12 protein-coding genes, 2 tRNA genes and 2 rRNA genes are annotated in these 16,398 nt (G+C 32.2%); 12 read left to right on the top strand and 4 right to left on the bottom strand.

The window, feature by feature from the left end; genetic code table 11:
- The 3 genes from prfA to ACTTA5_RS00800 are packed head-to-tail and all read left to right on the top strand — an operon-like array spanning nt 1 to nt 2,366.
- On the top strand, nt 1-1,074 hold the full coding sequence (gene prfA / locus ACTTA5_RS00810) for a peptide chain release factor 1 (protein WP_440647153.1): 1,074 nt from the start codon (nt 1-3) through the stop codon (nt 1,072-1,074).
- The gene (gene prmC / locus ACTTA5_RS00805; protein ID WP_440647151.1) at nt 1,075-1,917 is read left to right on the top strand and encodes a peptide chain release factor N(5)-glutamine methyltransferase; all 843 of its coding nucleotides are present in this window, start codon (nt 1,075-1,077) and stop codon (nt 1,915-1,917) included.
- Nucleotides 1,918-1,928: 11 nt separating this feature from the next.
- Nucleotides 1,929-2,366 carry a DUF4167 domain-containing protein gene (locus ACTTA5_RS00800; RefSeq protein WP_440647149.1) on the top strand — a complete coding sequence of 146 codons (438 nt, stop codon included), beginning with the start codon at nt 1,929-1,931 and terminating at the stop codon, nt 2,364-2,366.
- On the opposite strand, the gene ACTTA5_RS00795 is transcribed toward ACTTA5_RS00800, so the two are convergent.
- Complete coding sequence (locus ACTTA5_RS00795) at nt 2,363-3,655, bottom strand: peptidoglycan DD-metalloendopeptidase family protein (protein WP_440647147.1); 1,293 nt, start codon at nt 3,653-3,655, stop codon at nt 2,363-2,365. The two genes, ACTTA5_RS00800 and ACTTA5_RS00795, sit on opposite strands and share 4 nt — an antisense overlap.
- Nucleotides 3,656-3,992: 337 nt before the next feature.
- Here ACTTA5_RS00795 and ACTTA5_RS00790 point away from each other — a divergent pair.
- The 4 genes from ACTTA5_RS00790 (at nt 3,993) to ACTTA5_RS00775 (ending at nt 8,614) form a co-directional block, all read left to right on the top strand.
- A 16S ribosomal RNA gene (locus ACTTA5_RS00790) occupies nt 3,993-5,467 on the top strand.
- A 98-nt stretch (nt 5,468-5,565) separates the two neighbouring features.
- Nucleotides 5,566-5,642 (top strand) — tRNA-Ile (locus ACTTA5_RS00785).
- Between the two features lie 12 nt (nt 5,643-5,654).
- A tRNA-Ala gene (locus ACTTA5_RS00780) sits at nt 5,655-5,730 on the top strand.
- Between the two features lie 131 nt (nt 5,731-5,861).
- Nucleotides 5,862-8,614: ribosomal RNA gene (locus ACTTA5_RS00775) — 23S ribosomal RNA — on the top strand.
- Together the 16S and 23S rRNA genes with 2 tRNA genes alongside form the textbook arrangement of a ribosomal RNA operon.
- A 100-nt stretch (nt 8,615-8,714) precedes the next feature.
- Here the strand turns inward: ACTTA5_RS00775 and ACTTA5_RS00770 are convergent.
- Nucleotides 8,715-9,176 carry a cytidylyltransferase domain-containing protein gene (locus tag ACTTA5_RS00770; protein ID WP_440647145.1) on the bottom strand — a complete coding sequence of 154 codons (462 nt, stop codon included), beginning with the start codon at nt 9,174-9,176 and terminating at the stop codon, nt 8,715-8,717.
- Nucleotides 9,177-9,328: 152 nt separating this feature from the next.
- Between ACTTA5_RS00770 and ACTTA5_RS00765 the strand changes: the two genes are divergently transcribed.
- From ACTTA5_RS00765 to ACTTA5_RS00745, 5 genes are read left to right on the top strand one after another with little or no spacing between them, the layout of a single operon-like run.
- Nucleotides 9,329-11,137, top strand: a complete 1,809-nt coding sequence (locus tag ACTTA5_RS00765; protein ID WP_440647143.1) for an N-acetylneuraminate synthase family protein — start codon at nt 9,329-9,331, stop codon at nt 11,135-11,137.
- 1 nt (nt 11,138) lies between these two features.
- Nucleotides 11,139-11,939, top strand: coding sequence for a cytidylyltransferase domain-containing protein (locus ACTTA5_RS00760; RefSeq protein WP_440647141.1), 801 nt, complete (start codon nt 11,139-11,141; stop codon nt 11,937-11,939).
- Entirely contained in the window at nt 11,929-13,260 is a 1,332-nt protein-coding gene (locus tag ACTTA5_RS00755; RefSeq protein WP_440647139.1) for an aminotransferase class III-fold pyridoxal phosphate-dependent enzyme, read from the top strand. Before ACTTA5_RS00760 ends, ACTTA5_RS00755 begins: the two co-directional genes overlap by 11 nt.
- Nucleotides 13,257-13,931 (top strand): SDR family oxidoreductase, encoded by a 675-nt coding sequence (locus tag ACTTA5_RS00750; RefSeq protein ID WP_440647137.1) that lies wholly within the window; start codon nt 13,257-13,259, stop codon nt 13,929-13,931. Before ACTTA5_RS00755 ends, ACTTA5_RS00750 begins: the two co-directional genes overlap by 4 nt.
- Nucleotides 13,909-14,868: a GDP-mannose 4,6-dehydratase gene (locus ACTTA5_RS00745; protein WP_440647135.1), complete on the top strand. Its 960-nt coding sequence runs from the start codon at nt 13,909-13,911 to the stop codon at nt 14,866-14,868. The genes ACTTA5_RS00750 and ACTTA5_RS00745 overlap by 23 nt, the downstream gene beginning before the upstream one ends.
- Nucleotides 14,869-14,884: 16 nt before the next feature.
- Here the strand turns inward: ACTTA5_RS00745 and ACTTA5_RS00740 are convergent, their stop codons facing one another.
- Nucleotides 14,885-15,625 carry a hypothetical protein gene (locus ACTTA5_RS00740; RefSeq protein WP_440647133.1) on the bottom strand — a complete coding sequence of 247 codons (741 nt, stop codon included), beginning with the start codon at nt 15,623-15,625 and terminating at the stop codon, nt 14,885-14,887.
- The coding region (locus ACTTA5_RS00735) for a hypothetical protein (protein ID WP_440647131.1) at nt 15,625-16,398 on the bottom strand (774 nt) is incomplete at its 5' end. The genes ACTTA5_RS00735 and ACTTA5_RS00740, both read right to left, overlap by 1 nt.

Raw genomic sequence — 16,398 nt, 5'->3', positions numbered from 1 at the left:
ATGATACCAACAAAAACTATTGAAGAATTGATTACAAAACATTCTACATTGGAAAAAGATCTATCATCAGGAAGTTTAGATAATAAAGTATTTGCTGAAAAGTCAAAAGAATATTCTGATGTTAATGAAATAATTTTAAATGCTAAAAAATATTTATCGTTCGAAAATGAAAAACAAGAATTAGAGAAAATATTAGAGGACAACTCATCAGATAAAGAATTAAAAAATATGGCTGAGTTAGAACTTGTTGATTTGAAATCGCAACATGAGATCAATGAAAAAAAATTAAAATTATTTTTGCTACCAAAAGATGAAGCAGATAAAAAAAATGCAATAATTGAAATAAGAGCTGGAACTGGTGGATTAGAGGCAAGTTTATTTGCTTCAGACCTTTTCAAAATGTATGAAAAAGTAAGTCATAAAAAAAAGTGGTCATTAGAACTTATTTCTATTTCAAGAAGTGATGCTGGGGGTTTAAAAGAGGTAATTGCATCTATTAAAGGTACAAATATATATTCAACATTAAAATATGAGAGTGGTGTACACAGAGTTCAAAGAGTTCCAGATACAGAAACACAAGGAAGAGTGCATACATCTGCAGCCACCGTTGCTGTACTACCTGAAGCTGAAGAAGTAGATTTAAAAATAAACGACTCTGACTTAAGAATTGACGTTTTTCGAGCAGGTGGTCCAGGTGGACAATCAGTTAACACAACAGATAGCGCTGTTAGAATAACTCATATACCCACTGGTTTATCAGTTTCTCAACAAGATGAAAAATCACAACATAAAAATAAAGCAAAAGGAATGAAAATTTTAAGAGCAAGATTATATGAACTTGAAAGATCAAGAATTGATCAAGAAAGATCACAAGATAGAAAAACTAAAATTGGTACTGGAGATAGATCAGAAAGAATTAGAACTTATAATTTTCCACAGGGTAGAGTTACAGATCACAGAATAAATTTAACTTTGCACAAATTAGAGGAATTTCTTGAAGGTGAAGCCTTTGATGAAATGATAGAGTCACTAACACTGCAAGCACAAGAAGAAAGTTTAAGCAATTTAAAATAAATGAATATTCAATCAGCAATAACTCAAGGTGCTCAAATTTTAAAAGATAAATATTGTTTAAATCCTTATTTGGATTCAGAAATTTTAATGTCAAAAGCAATTAATAGAGATAAAAAATACTTAATACTTAATTCTCAAGAAAAAATAGAAGAAGTAAATTTAAATTTGTTTAAAAAACTAATTAATGAAAGGTCTAAAGGTAAGCCAGTATCGCATTTAACTAATAAAAAGTCATTTTGGAATTCAGAATTTTTTGTAACAGACGATACTTTAATACCTCGTCCTGATACTGAGCTAATTGTTGAAAATATTTTAAATTTAACAAAAAATAAAAGTAAACTTAGTATTTTAGATATTGGCATAGGATCTGGATGTATACTTTTGTCTATATTAAAAGAGAGAAAAGATTTTTATGGAACTGGAATAGATATAAGTAAAAATTGTTTAAAAATAGCTAATTTGAATGCAACTAATTTTAAAGTTCATACTAGACTTAAATTATATAAATCTAATGTTGACAAATTTAATTTGGGCAAATATGATTTAGTAGTTTCTAATCCTCCTTATATTAAAAAACATATTATAAAATATTTGGATAAAGGAGTTGCTAGATTTGAACCAAAAATAGCACTAGATGGTGGATTAGATGGTTTATCAGAAATCAGAAAAGTTATTAAAAAATCATCTGAGCTGATTAAAAAAAATGGTAAATTTATTTTAGAGATTGGTTTTGATCAAAAAAATAAAGTAATTAAATTATTAAATAAAGAGGGTTTTTATATAAATAGTGCTCTAAAAGATCTTGCTTATAATGATCGATGCATAATCTGCACAAAAATATAATTATTTAAATCATGGTAACATTTAGGAATAATAGTAATAACAATAGAAGAAATAACTTTAGAAGAAACGATAGAAATTTTAAATCTAATGGTGATAGGCAGAAATTTAGTTCAAATTTTTCTAATGGTGATAATTTCAAAAGAAAGTCCCCAGGAAGAAACAATCACAATGCACCAAAATTGATTGAAAAATATAATGATTTAGCCAGAGAAGCTTTGTCAAATGGTGACAAAATTCTCTCTGAAAATTACCTCCAGCACGCTGATCATTTTACGAGAATACTAAATGAAAGAGAAAACTTCAAAAAAGATAGAAATTTAGAAGAGAAATCTGATGAAAATGGAAAAGAAACAAATAAGCCATCAGAAAATGTTGATGTTTCTGAAAAAAATTTAAAAGACAATTCTAACTTAGAAATTCAAGCTGAAGCACCAGCAGAGACTAATTAATTTAAACCTATAATTTTTTCTGATTTAAGAACATCTAGTTTAATTTTATTTGTTTCAAATAATTTTCTTTCCTTACCTTTCAAAATTTTACCAGAAGGAAGTTTTAGTTTTTGAGAATTAACTTTTTTTCCGTTTACAATCACTTCGTAATGTAAGTGAGGTCCAGTAGACTTACCGGTAGAACCAACATAACCTATTGTTTGACCTTGTTTTACTCTTACCCCTGCTTTAATGCCACGAGCAAACTTTGACATGTGAGCATAAATTGTTTGATAGGTTGAATTATGTCTTATTTTTACACAATTTCCACCGCCTCCACACCATCCAGCTTTTTTTACAACACCATCACCAGATGCCATTATAGGTGTTCCTGTTGGTGCAGCAAAATCGGTACCTCTATGCATTTTATTGTATCCATCTATAGGATGTTTTCTCATACCAAAAGGAGATGAAAGTCTTGCTCCATTAATTGGAGTTTTCATTAAAGCTTTTTTAATACTCTTACCATTTTTATCATAATGTCCTTCGCTTCCTTCTTTATCAAAATAATAAAGTCCATTATCTTGACCACTTAATTTTAAATTAGCAAAAAGTATTTCTCCCGTTTCAATGATTTCATTTTTGTCATTGAGGAAAATTTCATACATTATTTGAAACTTATCTTGTTTTCTTATATCTCTTTGAAAATCTACCTGAAAACCATATATCCTAGCAAATTCGATTATTATATTTGCTGGTATTTTTTCATCTGTTGCGGCTTTATAAAGACTTTGTAAAATTAAGTTTTCTTTGTAAACTATTTTCTTATTTAATTTAATTGATATAATTTCATCATTAAAAATGTTTTTGGAATAATCTCTAATTAGAAATATTTTTTGTTTGTTTGAAATTTGAAAAGTAAATTCATTAATTTGATTATTTGTTTTATCTAAGTTGAACTCAATAATTTGTTTAGTATTTAATTTATTTAGGTTAACTTTTTTTTTTAAAGCATTTTTTATTATTGATATTTCTTTCTTTTGAATTTGATAATTCTCTAATATTTTATCAAATGTTTCACCAGATTTTATTTTATGTTTTATTTTTTTGTATTTTGGTTCAAGGTTTTCAACTATGTGTGTAAGCGTTTTTTGAAAGTAAATGTTATCAACAAAATTATTGTGGATTTCTAAACTTTCTTTTTTTATTGAATTAAAATAACTTGTGGAGATTGCGGTAAAAAGAATTAATAAAACTAAGCTAAAAATTTCAAAATTTTTTTTAATTTTAATTAATAGAATTTTAAACATTTTATATTTAAGTGAACACAATTATTAGTTTAGAGAGTGTTAAAAATCAAAAAAAAGCCCTTAAAATGCGGTGTTTTTATATAAAAATTTATTCATAAATGCTTGATTTCCATTATTTTTAGCCTATAAGCACTGAACTTTCTCAATAAAATTATTGTTAACACAATAAATTAGTGAGGATTATTGAGCCTTTTTTGCTCAATTAGCTATTTTAAAAGTTAAAATTTAAGAAGAGAAGTGTGGACGGTTAAGGTTACCAAAAATTTGTCGTACACACTTCAATCACATATAAATTTTATTCTTAGAATTTATATGGAAGCTAGTGTGCGCCGTTTTTAAACTTGAGAGTTTGATCATGGCTCAGAACGTACGCTGGCGGCACGCCTAACACATGCAAGTCGAACGAAGTAGCAATACTTAGTGGCAGACGGGTGAGTAACATGTAGGTATCTACCCTTTGGCCTGGAATAACACGAGGAAACTTGTGCTAATACCGGATAAGTCTTTACGGAGAAAGCTTTATGCACCATTGGATGAGCCTGCACTTGATTAGTTTGTTGGTGGGGTAACGGCCTACCAAGACTGTGATCAATAGCTGATTTGAGAGGATGATCAGCCACATTGGGACTGAGACACGGCCCAAACTCCTACGGGAGGCAGCAGTGGGGAATCTTGCACAATGGAGGAAACTCTGATGCAGCGATGCCGCGTGAGTGAAGAAGGCCTTTGGGTTGTAAAGCTCTTTCGTCGGGGAAGAAAATGACTGTACCCGAATAAGAAGGTCCGGCTAACTTCGTGCCAGCAGCCGCGGTAATACGAAGGGACCTAGCGTAGTTCGGAATTACTGGGCTTAAAGAGTTCGTAGGTGGTTGAAAAAGTTAGTGGTGAAATCCCAGAGCTTAACTCTGGAACTGCCATTAAAACTTTTCAGCTAGAGTATGATAGAGGAAAGCAGAATTTCTAGTGTAGAGGTGAAATTCGTAGATATTAGAAAGAATACCAATTGCGAAGGCAGCTTTCTGGATCATTACTGACACTGAGGAACGAAAGCATGGGTAGCGAAGAGGATTAGATACCCTCGTAGTCCATGCCGTAAACGATGTGTGTTAGACGTTGGAAATTTATTTTCAGTGTCGCAGCGAAAGCGATAAACACACCGCCTGGGGAGTACGACCGCAAGGTTAAAACTCAAATGAATTGACGGGGACCCGCACAAGTAGTGGAGCATGTGGTTTAATTCGAAGATACGCGCAGAACCTTACCAACACTTGACATGTTCGTCGCGACTCTAAGAGATTAGAGTTTTCGGTTCGGCCGGACGAAACACAGGTGCTGCATGGCTGTCGTCAGCTCGTGTCGTGAGATGTTGGGTTAAGTCCCGCAACGAGCGCAACCCTCACTTTTAGTTGCCATCATTTAGTTGGGCACTCTGAAAGAACTGCCAGTGATAAGCTGGAGGAAGGTGGGGATGACGTCAAGTCCTCATGGCCCTTACGTGTTGGGCTACACACGTGCTACAATGGTATCTACAACAGGAAGCAAGACTGCGAGGTCAAGCAAATCCTTAAAAGATACCTCAGTTCGGATTGCACTCTGCAACTCGAGTGCATGAAGCTGGAATTACTAGTAATCGTGGATCAGCGTGCCACGGTGAATGCGTTCCCGGGTCTTGTACACACCGCCCGTCACACCATGGGAGTTGGTTCTACCTTAAGGCAAGGTTTAAAACCCTTGACCACGGTATAGTCAGCGACTGGGGTGAAGTCGTAACAAGGTAGCCGTAGGGGAACCTGCGGCTGGATTACCTCCTTTCTAAGGATGAATGAAAGTAAAATTTCATTCTAAATAATATACAGGTAATGTTGACCGTCCTCATTTCTCTTCTTAAAGTAGTGTTTCTCTTTGCATAGGGGCCGGTAGCTCAGTTGGTTAGAGCACACCCTTGATAAGGGTGGGGTCGAAAGTTCGAGTCTTTCTCGGCCCACCAATTTAAGATCATGGGGGATTAGCTCAGCTGGGAGAGCGCCTGATTTGCATTCAGGAGGTCAGCGGTTCGATCCCGCTATCCTCCACCAAAACACTTAGTTATACAAAATTGTAAATAATTAATAATTAATATCAATATCTATATCCGAACATTAGTAATGTTATTAGCTAATGTTCAAAATAAAAATTTGATTCAACACAGAATTTTTTTCTGTGCATAAATCAAGCGTTTAAGGGCGTGTAGTGGATGCCTTGGCACTGAAAGCCGATGAAGGACGTGATATACTGCGATAAGTTTCGGGGAGCTGTATGTAAGTTTTGATCCGAAAATTTCCGAATGGGGAAACCCACCACTTTATGTGGTACTTTAAACTGAATACATAGGTTTAAAGAGACAACCTGGAGAACTGAAACATCTAAGTAACCAGAGGAAAAGAAATCAATTGAGATTCCGTTAGTAGTGGCGAGCGAACGCGGACTAGGCCAGTAGTTTTGTTAAAAAAATTTGAATAGTTTGGAAATGCTAACCATAGAGGGTGATAGTCCCGTATGAGTAATGTTTAACAAAATTCTTGAGTAAAGCGGGACACGTGAAATCCTGCTCGAATATAGGGGGACCACCCTCTAAGCCTAAATACTCTTCAGTGACCGATAGTGAACTAGTACCGTGAGGGAAAGGTGAAAAGAACCCCTATTAGGGGAGTGAAATAGAACCTGAAACCGCATGCCTACAATCAGTCGAAGCTCTTTTTAGAGTGACGGCGTACCTTTTGTATAATGGGTCAGTGACTTAATTTATAAAGCAAGCTTAAGCCATCTAGGTGTAGGCGCAGCGAAAGCAAGTCTTAATAGGGCGATTAGTTTTATGAATTAGACCCGAAAACGAATGAGCTTACCATGAGCAGGTTGAAAGTTGGGTAACACCAACCGGAGGACCGAACCAGTTGACGTTGAAAAGTCTTTGGATGACTTGTGGTAAGGGGTGAAAGGCCAACCAAATTCGTAGATAGCTGGTTTTCCGCGAAAACTATTTAGGTAGTGCGTTGAATAAATAGACATTTAGAGGTAGAGCACTAAATGGGCTAGGGGGAAGAGATTCTTACCAAACCTAATAAAACTCCGAATGCTAAATGTTGTTCTTCAGCAGACAGACTGTGGGTGCTAAGGTCCATGGTCGAGAGGGAAAGAGCCCAGACCACCAGATAAGGTCCCCAAATTATGATTAAGTGTGAAAGGATGTGGAAATTCCTTAACAGCCGGGAGGTTGGCTTAGAAGCAGCCATCCTTTAAAGATAGCGTAACAGCTCACCGGTCTAATAGAGTTTCTGCGCCGAAGATGTAACGGGGCTAAAATCATATACCGAATCTGTGGATTTGTAATTTTTTCGAAAATTACAACTGGTAGCGGAACGTTCTGTAAGCCTGTGAAGGGATATCCGTGAGGAGTCCTGGAGGTATCAGAAGTGCGAATGCTGACATAAGTAACGATAAAAGAAGTGAAAAACTTCTTCGCCGAAAATCCAAGGGTTTCTGCGCAAGGTTAATCCGCGCAGAGTTAGTCGGCACCTAAGGCGAGGGCGAAAGCCGTAGTCGATGGAAATAAGGTTAATATTCCTTAACCAGATGGTAGTGACGAATCTTGTAAGTTGTGAGTTCTTAATGGATTGAGCTTGCCGCGAAAAGGTTCCAAGAAATAGCTCCATCATTAGACCGTACCCTAAACCGACACAGGTGGATTAATAGAGTATATTTAGGCGCTTGAGAGAATGATGTTGAAGGAACTCGGCAAAATGCTTCCGTAACTTCGGGATAAGGAAGACCTGTTTTTAGGCAACTAGAGATGGGTGGCACAAGCCAGGGAGAAGCGACTGTTTATCAAAAACACAGGGCTCTGCTAACACGTAAGTGGATGTATAGGGTCTGACGCCTGCCCGGTGCTGGAAGGTTAATGCGGTTGGTGCAAGCTAACTTCTGAAGCCCCAGTAAACGGCGGCCGTAACTATAACGGTCCTAAGGTAGCGAAATTCCTTGTCGGGTAAGTTCCGACCTGCATGAATGGCGTAACGATTTCTCCGCTGTCTCCAACATCAACTCAGTGAAATTGAATTCTCCGTGAAGATGCGGAGTTCGCGTAGTTAGACGGAAAGACCCCGTGCACCTTTACTGCAACTTTACATTGGTATTAGGAAAAACATATTTAGTATAGGAGGGAGACATTGAAGCATAAGCGTCAGTTTATGTGGAGTCACCAGTGAAATACCTCTTTTGTTTTTCTTGGTATCTAACTGATTGCCGTTATCCGGCATCAAGACATTGTATGGTGGGTAGTTTGACTGGGGCGGTCGCCTCCCAAATAGTAACGGAGGCGTGCGAAGGTAGGCTCAGAACGGTCAGAAATCGTTCGTAGAGTGCAATGGCATAAGCCTGCCTGACTGTGAGACTGACAAGTCGAGCAGAGACGAAAGTCGGTCATAGTGATCCGGTGGTTCTGAGTGGAAGGGCCATCGCTCAACGGATAAAAGGTACGCCGGGGATAACAGGCTGATACTGCCCAAGAGCTCATATCGACGGCAGTGTTTGGCACCTCGATGTCGGCTCATCACATCCTGGGGCTGGAGCAGGTCCCAAGGGTTTGGCTGTTCGCCAATTAAAGTGGTACGTGAGCTGGGTTCAGAACGTCGTGAGACAGTTCGGTCCCTATCTGCTATGCGTGTAGAAGAATTGAGAGGAGTTGACCCTAGTACGAGAGGACCGGGTTGAACATACCACTGGTGGACCGGTTGTAGCGCCAGCTGCAGTGCCGGGTAGCTAAGTATGGACGAGATAACTGCTGAAAGCATCTAAGCGGGAAACTCACCTCAAAACTAGTTCTTCCTATAGAGCCGTGGTAGACCACCACGTTGATAGGCTGGATGTGGAAGCGCAGTAATGCGTGCAGCTGACCAGTACTAATAGCTCAATTGGCTTGATTTATGCACTGAAAAAAATTTTTATTCGTATATTATTTATTAACTCTATACAAAGTTGACGAATGTTAATATTTTTTTTAAAATATTTGTAGCTATCAATAGATTTAAAAATTCCAGATTATCTTTTTATTAAAAAAAAACAGTTCTGAACCATCAATAAAACTTGGATTTATTATGTTTGAAATATAAGAGTATTTTTTATTTAAAAATAATTTCATTCCTTTTTCAACTATTTTGGTATCAATAAGAGGACAATCAGATGGAATTCTTACAATTATTTTTGTTTTAAATTTAGTAGCACAATCATAATATCTTTTTAAAACATTATTATCAGAACCAACAAAATATTTAATTTTATTTGTTTTACAAAAATTAATAATTTTATAAGGATTTTTTTTTGAAATATTTACTATTATATTTGATCTAAATTTTTTAAGCCTTTCTATCATTATTAATAATACTTCTTTATTATTAATTTTTTTTAAAATCTTACCTTTTAACCTGCTTGAATTAAATCGTGCCTGAATAATAATATTTAAATTATTTATTTCTTTTAGCTTAACCATTAATAACTATAGATGTTTATATTTTTTCTTCTACTCCAAGATGGATAAAGGGTCAAAATTAATATTTTTCTTGGTGTTTTGGGTAGAAAATACATAAAAAAATCTGTAGCTTAAATATTGTTTAATTAATTAAAATTAATAAATTCACAAATATGACTTATATTATAGCCGAAATTGGTATTAATCATGATGGAAGTCAATCAGTAGCTAAAACATTAATTGAAAGCGCCTCAAAAGCAGGCGCTAATGCAGTAAAGTTTCAATATCGTAATCTAAAAAAGTCTTATGAGTCTAGTGCAAAACAACTTGGTGATGCAATGCTTAAAGCTGAAATAGATAAAAACTTCCTATCTCCAGAGATTATTTTTGATTTATCTATATTTGCAAAAAAATTAAGGTTAGATGTTGGAATTAGTTTTTTTACAGAACTAGATTTTGATGACTTTAAAGATCACGATATTTTTAATTTTTATAAAATTCCATCAGTAGAATTTTCAAACCACAACCTTTTAAAACTTTTATTAAAAAAAAATAAAAAAATATATGTATCAACTGGTTGCCAAAGTGAGTCGTCTATAAAATCTTTTATGGATAGTTTTGAAAAGTTTGAAAATATCAATTTATTACACTGTGTTTCAAATTATCCCTTAGCTCCACATAACTGTAATTTTGGTTATCTAAAATATTTTAAAGAGACTTATGGCAAAGTAATTGGATACTCCTCTCATGATCAAGATTGGAGATTTGTTCTTTTTGCAGTTGCCTTGGGCGCTAATGTAGTCGAGCGACATATTACTTTGGGTAATCGAGAGGGATTAGATGAAACGACAAGTTCTAATGCTTTAGAATTTAAAGATATGGTTTCTATGATACGTGAATATGAATTAGCTAAAAAAGGTTATGGACCAAGAAGACTGAATCAAGGTGAAATGCTAAATAAGCAAAACTTAGGAAGAAGTTTTTATTTGCAGTCAAATTATACAGAAGGTAGCGTTATAAATAAAAAAGATCTAGTTTATACTTCACCAGCAGTTGGTTTTGGGGTTAAAGAAATTGATTTATATATTAATAAACCAATCATAAGAGATGTTAATAAAGGTGAGGCTTTAAGTTTATCTTTCTATGAAAAAATTAAACATATTAATGAAAAGGAGAGAAATTTTTGTTCTAATTTTAAGATTTCTTTACCAGTAAGACTACATGACTATGAAAAAATTAAAAATATTTTCTCTATAGGAAGTTATGAATTTCATTTGTCTTATAATGAGGTTGATCAAGGATTTGACAATATTAAACTTTCAAGTGATGAGCAGTATAGTGTTCATCTTCCAGATTATATTAGTCCTAACCATCTTATAGATCCATTTAACAACGATGAAATTGGAGAAAGAAGTAATGAAATTTTAAATTCTATTTCAAAATTTGTAAAAAAAATTCAAAATATATCTGGTAAAAGATGCCCAATAGTTGGAAGTTTTAGTGTTTTCAACTCTACTAAAGAAATTTTTTATGAAAGTATTTCTAAATTATGTTCAGGACTAAAAAAAGAGGACATCTTTTTACTACCTCAAATACTACCTCCGATTGCCTGGTATTTTGGTGGCTCAATTCCACTTAAAGTTTTTAACTCTGCTAAAGACATAAAAAATATTGAAAAATATAACATTCAAGTTTGTTTTGATAGTTCCCATTTTTTAATGGGATGTAATGCAGGTTTTTTTAATAAAGACAAAGATTTAAGTAGATTGATGGATTTGACTGATCATATTCATATTTCAGGGGCAGAAGGCTTAGATGGTGAGGGCACATCTTTTATATCAAAAGATCCCACTATTAATAAAATTTTAGAATGTTGTATGAAAAAAGATAAGATTAAAGTTATTGAAACTTGGCAAGGCCATTTAAATAATTTTTCTGGATTTCATCAGTCAATTTATGATTTAGTTTCTATTACAAAGTAATATGCAGAAGGATATATTTATACAAGCTCGTATGAGTAGCACTAGAATGCCAGGAAAAGTTTTATTTGATATTCAAAATATTCCCATTTTAGTGAGAACGATAAACAGAATTAGAAGATGTAAAATTGCAGACAATATTGTTGTTATTACAAGTACCAATGAAAAAGATGGCGAAATTGAAAAAATATGTAATAAATTTTCTATACCAATATACAGAGGTAGCGAAAGTGATTTACTTGATAGGCATTACAAAGCAGCATCTTATTTTGGAAGCGATTATGTATTTAAGATACCATCAGACTGTCCTTTCACAGATAGTGAAATAATAACTAAAGTACTTAAGATTGCAGATAAATATGAATATGTAAGCAATTATCATCCACCCACTTTTCCTGATGGACTAGATGTTGAAGGAGCAAGATTTGATATATTGGAAGAGGCATGGAAATTTGCAACAAAACCTCATGAGAGAGAGCATACTTTTCCATATATTTGGGATAACCCTTCAAAATTTAAGATGAAAAACTTTAACAATAAAAGAGGCAATATGTTTATGACACATAGGTGGACATTAGATTACCCTGAAGATTTGATTTTTATTAAAGCTGTATATAAAGAATTTAATTATAAAGAATATTTTAGTTTTGAAGAAATTTTAAATTTATTAAAAAAGAAACCAGAATTATCTAAATTAAACTCTATGCACAATGGAATTAACTGGTATAGAAATGAAGCAAGTAACTTAAAAACTATTGATTCAAGTCAATATAAAATTGAATCTAAACATAAAAATGAAACATAAAAAAAAAAATTTAAAAGGTTATGAACTTTTTAAATACGCAAAAAAAATAATTCCAGGTGGAAGTCAATTATTTGGAAAAAGAGCTGAGCTTTATGCGCCAGGATTATGGCCTTCATATTATAAAAAAGCAAAAGGTTGCGAGGTTACGGATCTAAATAATAAAAAATATTTAGATTTTACAATGGTTGGTACTGGCACCTCAGTACTTGGTTATGCTAATAAAACAGTAAATAAATCAATTCAAAAATCAATTGATAATGGAAGCATATCTACTTTAAATAATAAGGAAGAAGTTGATCTTGCTGAATTATTAGTTGATCTTCATCCAAAAATGGAAATGGTGCGTTATGCTAGAAGTGGAGGAGAAATTTTAAGTATAGCAATAAGAATTGCTAGAGCATATACAGGTAGAGACAAGGTTGCTATTTGTGGTTACCATGGATGGCATGATTGGTATATTTCTGCAAATTTAAAAAACCCGAATAATTTAAATAATCATCTTTTAGCGGGTATTGGATCTTCTGGCGTTCCAAGCCTAATGAAAGGTTTGACAACTCCATTTGAATTTAATGAAATTGAAAGTCTTGAAAAGATTTTAAAAAAAGACCCTAAAAGGTATGCCGCTGTAATTATCGAACCTTTTAGAGATAATGGTCCAAAAAAAGGATATTTAGAAGCAGTAAAATCAGTTGCAAAGAAATATGGTGCAGTACTTATATTTGACGAAATCACCTCGGGATTTAGAGAAACATTAGGTGGCATGTATAAAAATACTAAAGTGATACCAGACATGGTTACTTTTGGAAAAGCAATTTCAAATGGAATTCCAATGTCAGCTGTCCTTGGTAGAAGAAAAATTATGAAGTCATTTACATCAACATTTGTTAGTAGTACTTATTGGGGCGACAGAACCGGCCCTGCCGCAGCGATTGCAACAATAAATTTTATGAAAAAAAATAATGTTGGAAAACAAGTGAAAAAAAAAGGACTTGATTTAAAAAAAATTATTTATGAAGCTGCACTAAAGTCAAAATTAGATATCACTATATCTGGTATGCCCAGTCTATTATCATATAGATTAAATGTTCCAAACTGGCCATTAGCTTTAACTTATATTATTATTAGTATGTTAAAGAAAGGTATACTTTCTAATGACCGAATTTACTCTAATTTTTCTCACTCACCAAAACATATTAGAAAATTCAAGTTAGCTATAAATCAAACTTTTAAAGAATTATCTAAAAAAATTAAGGATAAAAATTTAAAAGATTCTGTTCCATTAGGAGTCAAAAAAATGGGTTTTGATAAAGTTTTAAAATGAAGATTATAATAACAGGATCTCGTGGAGTAATTGGTAAACAAATTTACAAAGATTTAAAAAAAAAATCAGGATATAAAGTTGTGGAGCTTGACCTTATCCTGGGGCACGATTTAACTAACGAAACAGAAGTTAAAAAAGTTTTTAAAAAAGTAAAAGCTGACTGTCTAATAAATTGTTTTGTGATAAATGACCATATAAAAAAAAATAACGAAAAAAAAAGTTATTTAGATTATCCTTTAGAAAAATTTTTAATGACATTTAATGTAAATGTGGTTGCGTTATTTTCTGTTTGTAGAGAGTTTATTAAGAATAATTCTAAAGGAAAAATTATAAATTTTTCATCAATATATGGATACCGTTCTCCCAAACCTTCTTTTTATGTTGCTAATGACAAAGACCCCGCTTATGGGGCAAGTAAAGCAGCTGTAAGTAATTTAACAAAATATTTAGCGGTTCATGCGCCCAAGTTTAATATTAATTGTATTGTTCCAGGTGGTATTGAAAACAAACAACCTTTAGAATTTAAAAAAAAATATATTAAAGACTTACCCGCTTCTAGAATGATGAAAAAATCTGAAATATTAGGTTTAATAAATTTTCTTATTTCTAAAGAGTCAGCTTATTGCACTGGATCAGAATTTTTTATAGATGGTGGTTGGAATGCTAGGTAAGAAAAATACTGCTTTAATAACAGGTATATCAGGGCAGGATGGATTTTACTTAGCAAAAATTTTGTTATCCAAAAATTTTACCGTTTATGGAACATCACGACATACTAAGTCTAAAATAAAATTCGATAATAATTATTCAGTTAAAATATTTAAAACAGATTATAGTATAAATTCGTTAGAAAAAATTTTAAAACAAACAAACCCAAATATCCTATACAATTTAGCTGGACAATCATATGTTAGTCGTTCATGGGAGCTATTAAGCGAAACAATAGCTAGTCAAGGTGTGTTAGTATCTAATATTTTAGTAGCTACTCAAAAAATCTGTCCAAATATAAAAATATTAAATATGTCTAGCGCTGAAATATTTGATCATTCATCCAAACAACCTTTTAATGAAAGTAGCAAATTAAAACCTTATAATCCGTATGGAGTTGCTCAACTTTTAGGACATAATTTAATTGAAGTTCATAGAAAAGTAAAAGGAGTTTGGGCTGCAAATTCAATTTTATTTCCTCACGAATCTGTTCGTAGGTCCCAAGAATTTTTATTTCCACATATTATAAATCAAGCAAAAAATATTTTTTTAAATCAAAATAAAATTTTGAAAATTGGAAATTTAAATGTTTCTAGAGATTGGAGCTACGCTCCAATTATAATGCATGGAGTTTTTGAGCAATCTTTATTGAAAGATCCAATAGATTTGTGCTTTTGTTCTAATAAATTATACAGTGTAAAGCAATTAGTTGACAGAGCATTTTCGAATTTAGGTTTAAATTATAATAATTATATAAAAGTGGACAGATCTTTAGTAAGAAACTATGAACCAAAAAGTAGTTTTGGGAGTTATAAAAAAGCAAATAAAATTTTAGGATGGACGCCAAAGTATGATGCGCTTGATGTAATTGATTTAGTGATGGCAAATAAAAAGATTTAATTATTTATAATTTAAATTAATTATAATTGTAACTACTTCTATTCTTTTTTTTTCTCCAAGACGGATATAAGGTAAAAAGCAAAATTTTTCTCGATGTTTTGGGTATTGATGCTCTATGACTTGATATTGATGTATTTAACATTAAATAAGAACCTTTTTTTCCAACAAAACTTACTTCTTCATCATACTTATGGTCTAAAAATTTTTTATCAAAGGTCCATCTATCTTTTAATTTATCCCAATTTTTCTTTGTGTTAGACGGACTCAAGTAAATTAATGGCCCATCTTCTAGAGTTGTTTCATGGAGTAAAACAAATATTTTTATCATCTTATGTCCATCATGTGAGTCCATGTGCCAAATGTTTGAAAATATATCATATTTAGAAAATTTTTTTTCAATGTTGAAGTTTTCGTAAATTGTGGGGCCCTCATATAAAAAATTTTTACCCAGATGTTTCCGAATAGCATCTTTATGCCTATTAATTATTGATTTTATAGAAAGTGGAATATAGTTCAATGATATTGACTTTGAAAAATCAGATCTATGAGTTGTAAGATCATGTTCGTTAAAGTCTTCTAATTCAGTATCTAAAACACCTTCAATTGGCTCAAATGGTGTGTTTGATATTTTTTTTATAAGACAATTATAATTGTCAATTAATATATCTTTAAATCTAGATTGCTTATTTAAGAAACTTTTAGCAATGAGATAATCAACATTAATGATGAAATATTTAAGTTTTTCAAGTATTTTCATTAATATATAATTTTTTTTATTGTTGATTTAAATTCATTGAGCTTTCCTCTATTATTATGAAGATTAGAAAGCCCAACATAATTATTTATACTTTTTTTATTAAATAAAGAAATGAGAAACTTAAATGTTTGTTTTTCAATTTTTTCATCATAACCAAAATATTTATCTATATTTTTAAAATCTCTTATTTTATTAATAGATATTGTACCAGGCATTCCTTCCCAAAAAGGCTTTCCAAAGTAGATTGTTTTATATCCAATTAAACTTCTTTCAATGGCTATTGTTCCAGATATCGTAACCGGAATGAAAGTTTCTAAAAATTCTGGAGAAAAACTATTAATCTCATGATCCAGAAAATCACAACCTAAATTTAGTAGTGAATTATAATATTCTTCTGATCTTGATACACCAACCCTGTAATGTTTTGTACTATGATCAAAAAAGTTTAATATCAAAGGATGTTCTTTATAAATTAGTTTATTTTTATATTTTTTTCTTTTCAATTCTAAACACATATCTATGTGGTTATTCCACTCTTGTCCCATAGGATAGCTTGTTGCTTCTGGTTGATGATGTGCCGCAATTAATAGATATTTTTTATTTTTAAATTTTTCAAAAGTTTTAATTTTTTTTTTATAAAAATTAATTGCTCTTTTTTGTTGAAGCAATATATCTACATGTGAAAAAACATCAAAGTTCATAAAATTAAAAAACTTTTCTTTTTTCTTCTTAAAAAAAAATTCTCTAATTTTTGAATAAGTATAGTATAAATA

The sequence above is a fragment of the Candidatus Pelagibacter sp. HIMB1521 genome, assembly GCF_052047875.1.
In the GTDB taxonomy this organism is placed as follows: domain Bacteria; phylum Pseudomonadota; class Alphaproteobacteria; order Pelagibacterales; family Pelagibacteraceae; genus Pelagibacter.
Note: the sequence above shows the minus strand (reverse complement) of the source record. Positions and strands in the feature narration are given on the sequence as shown.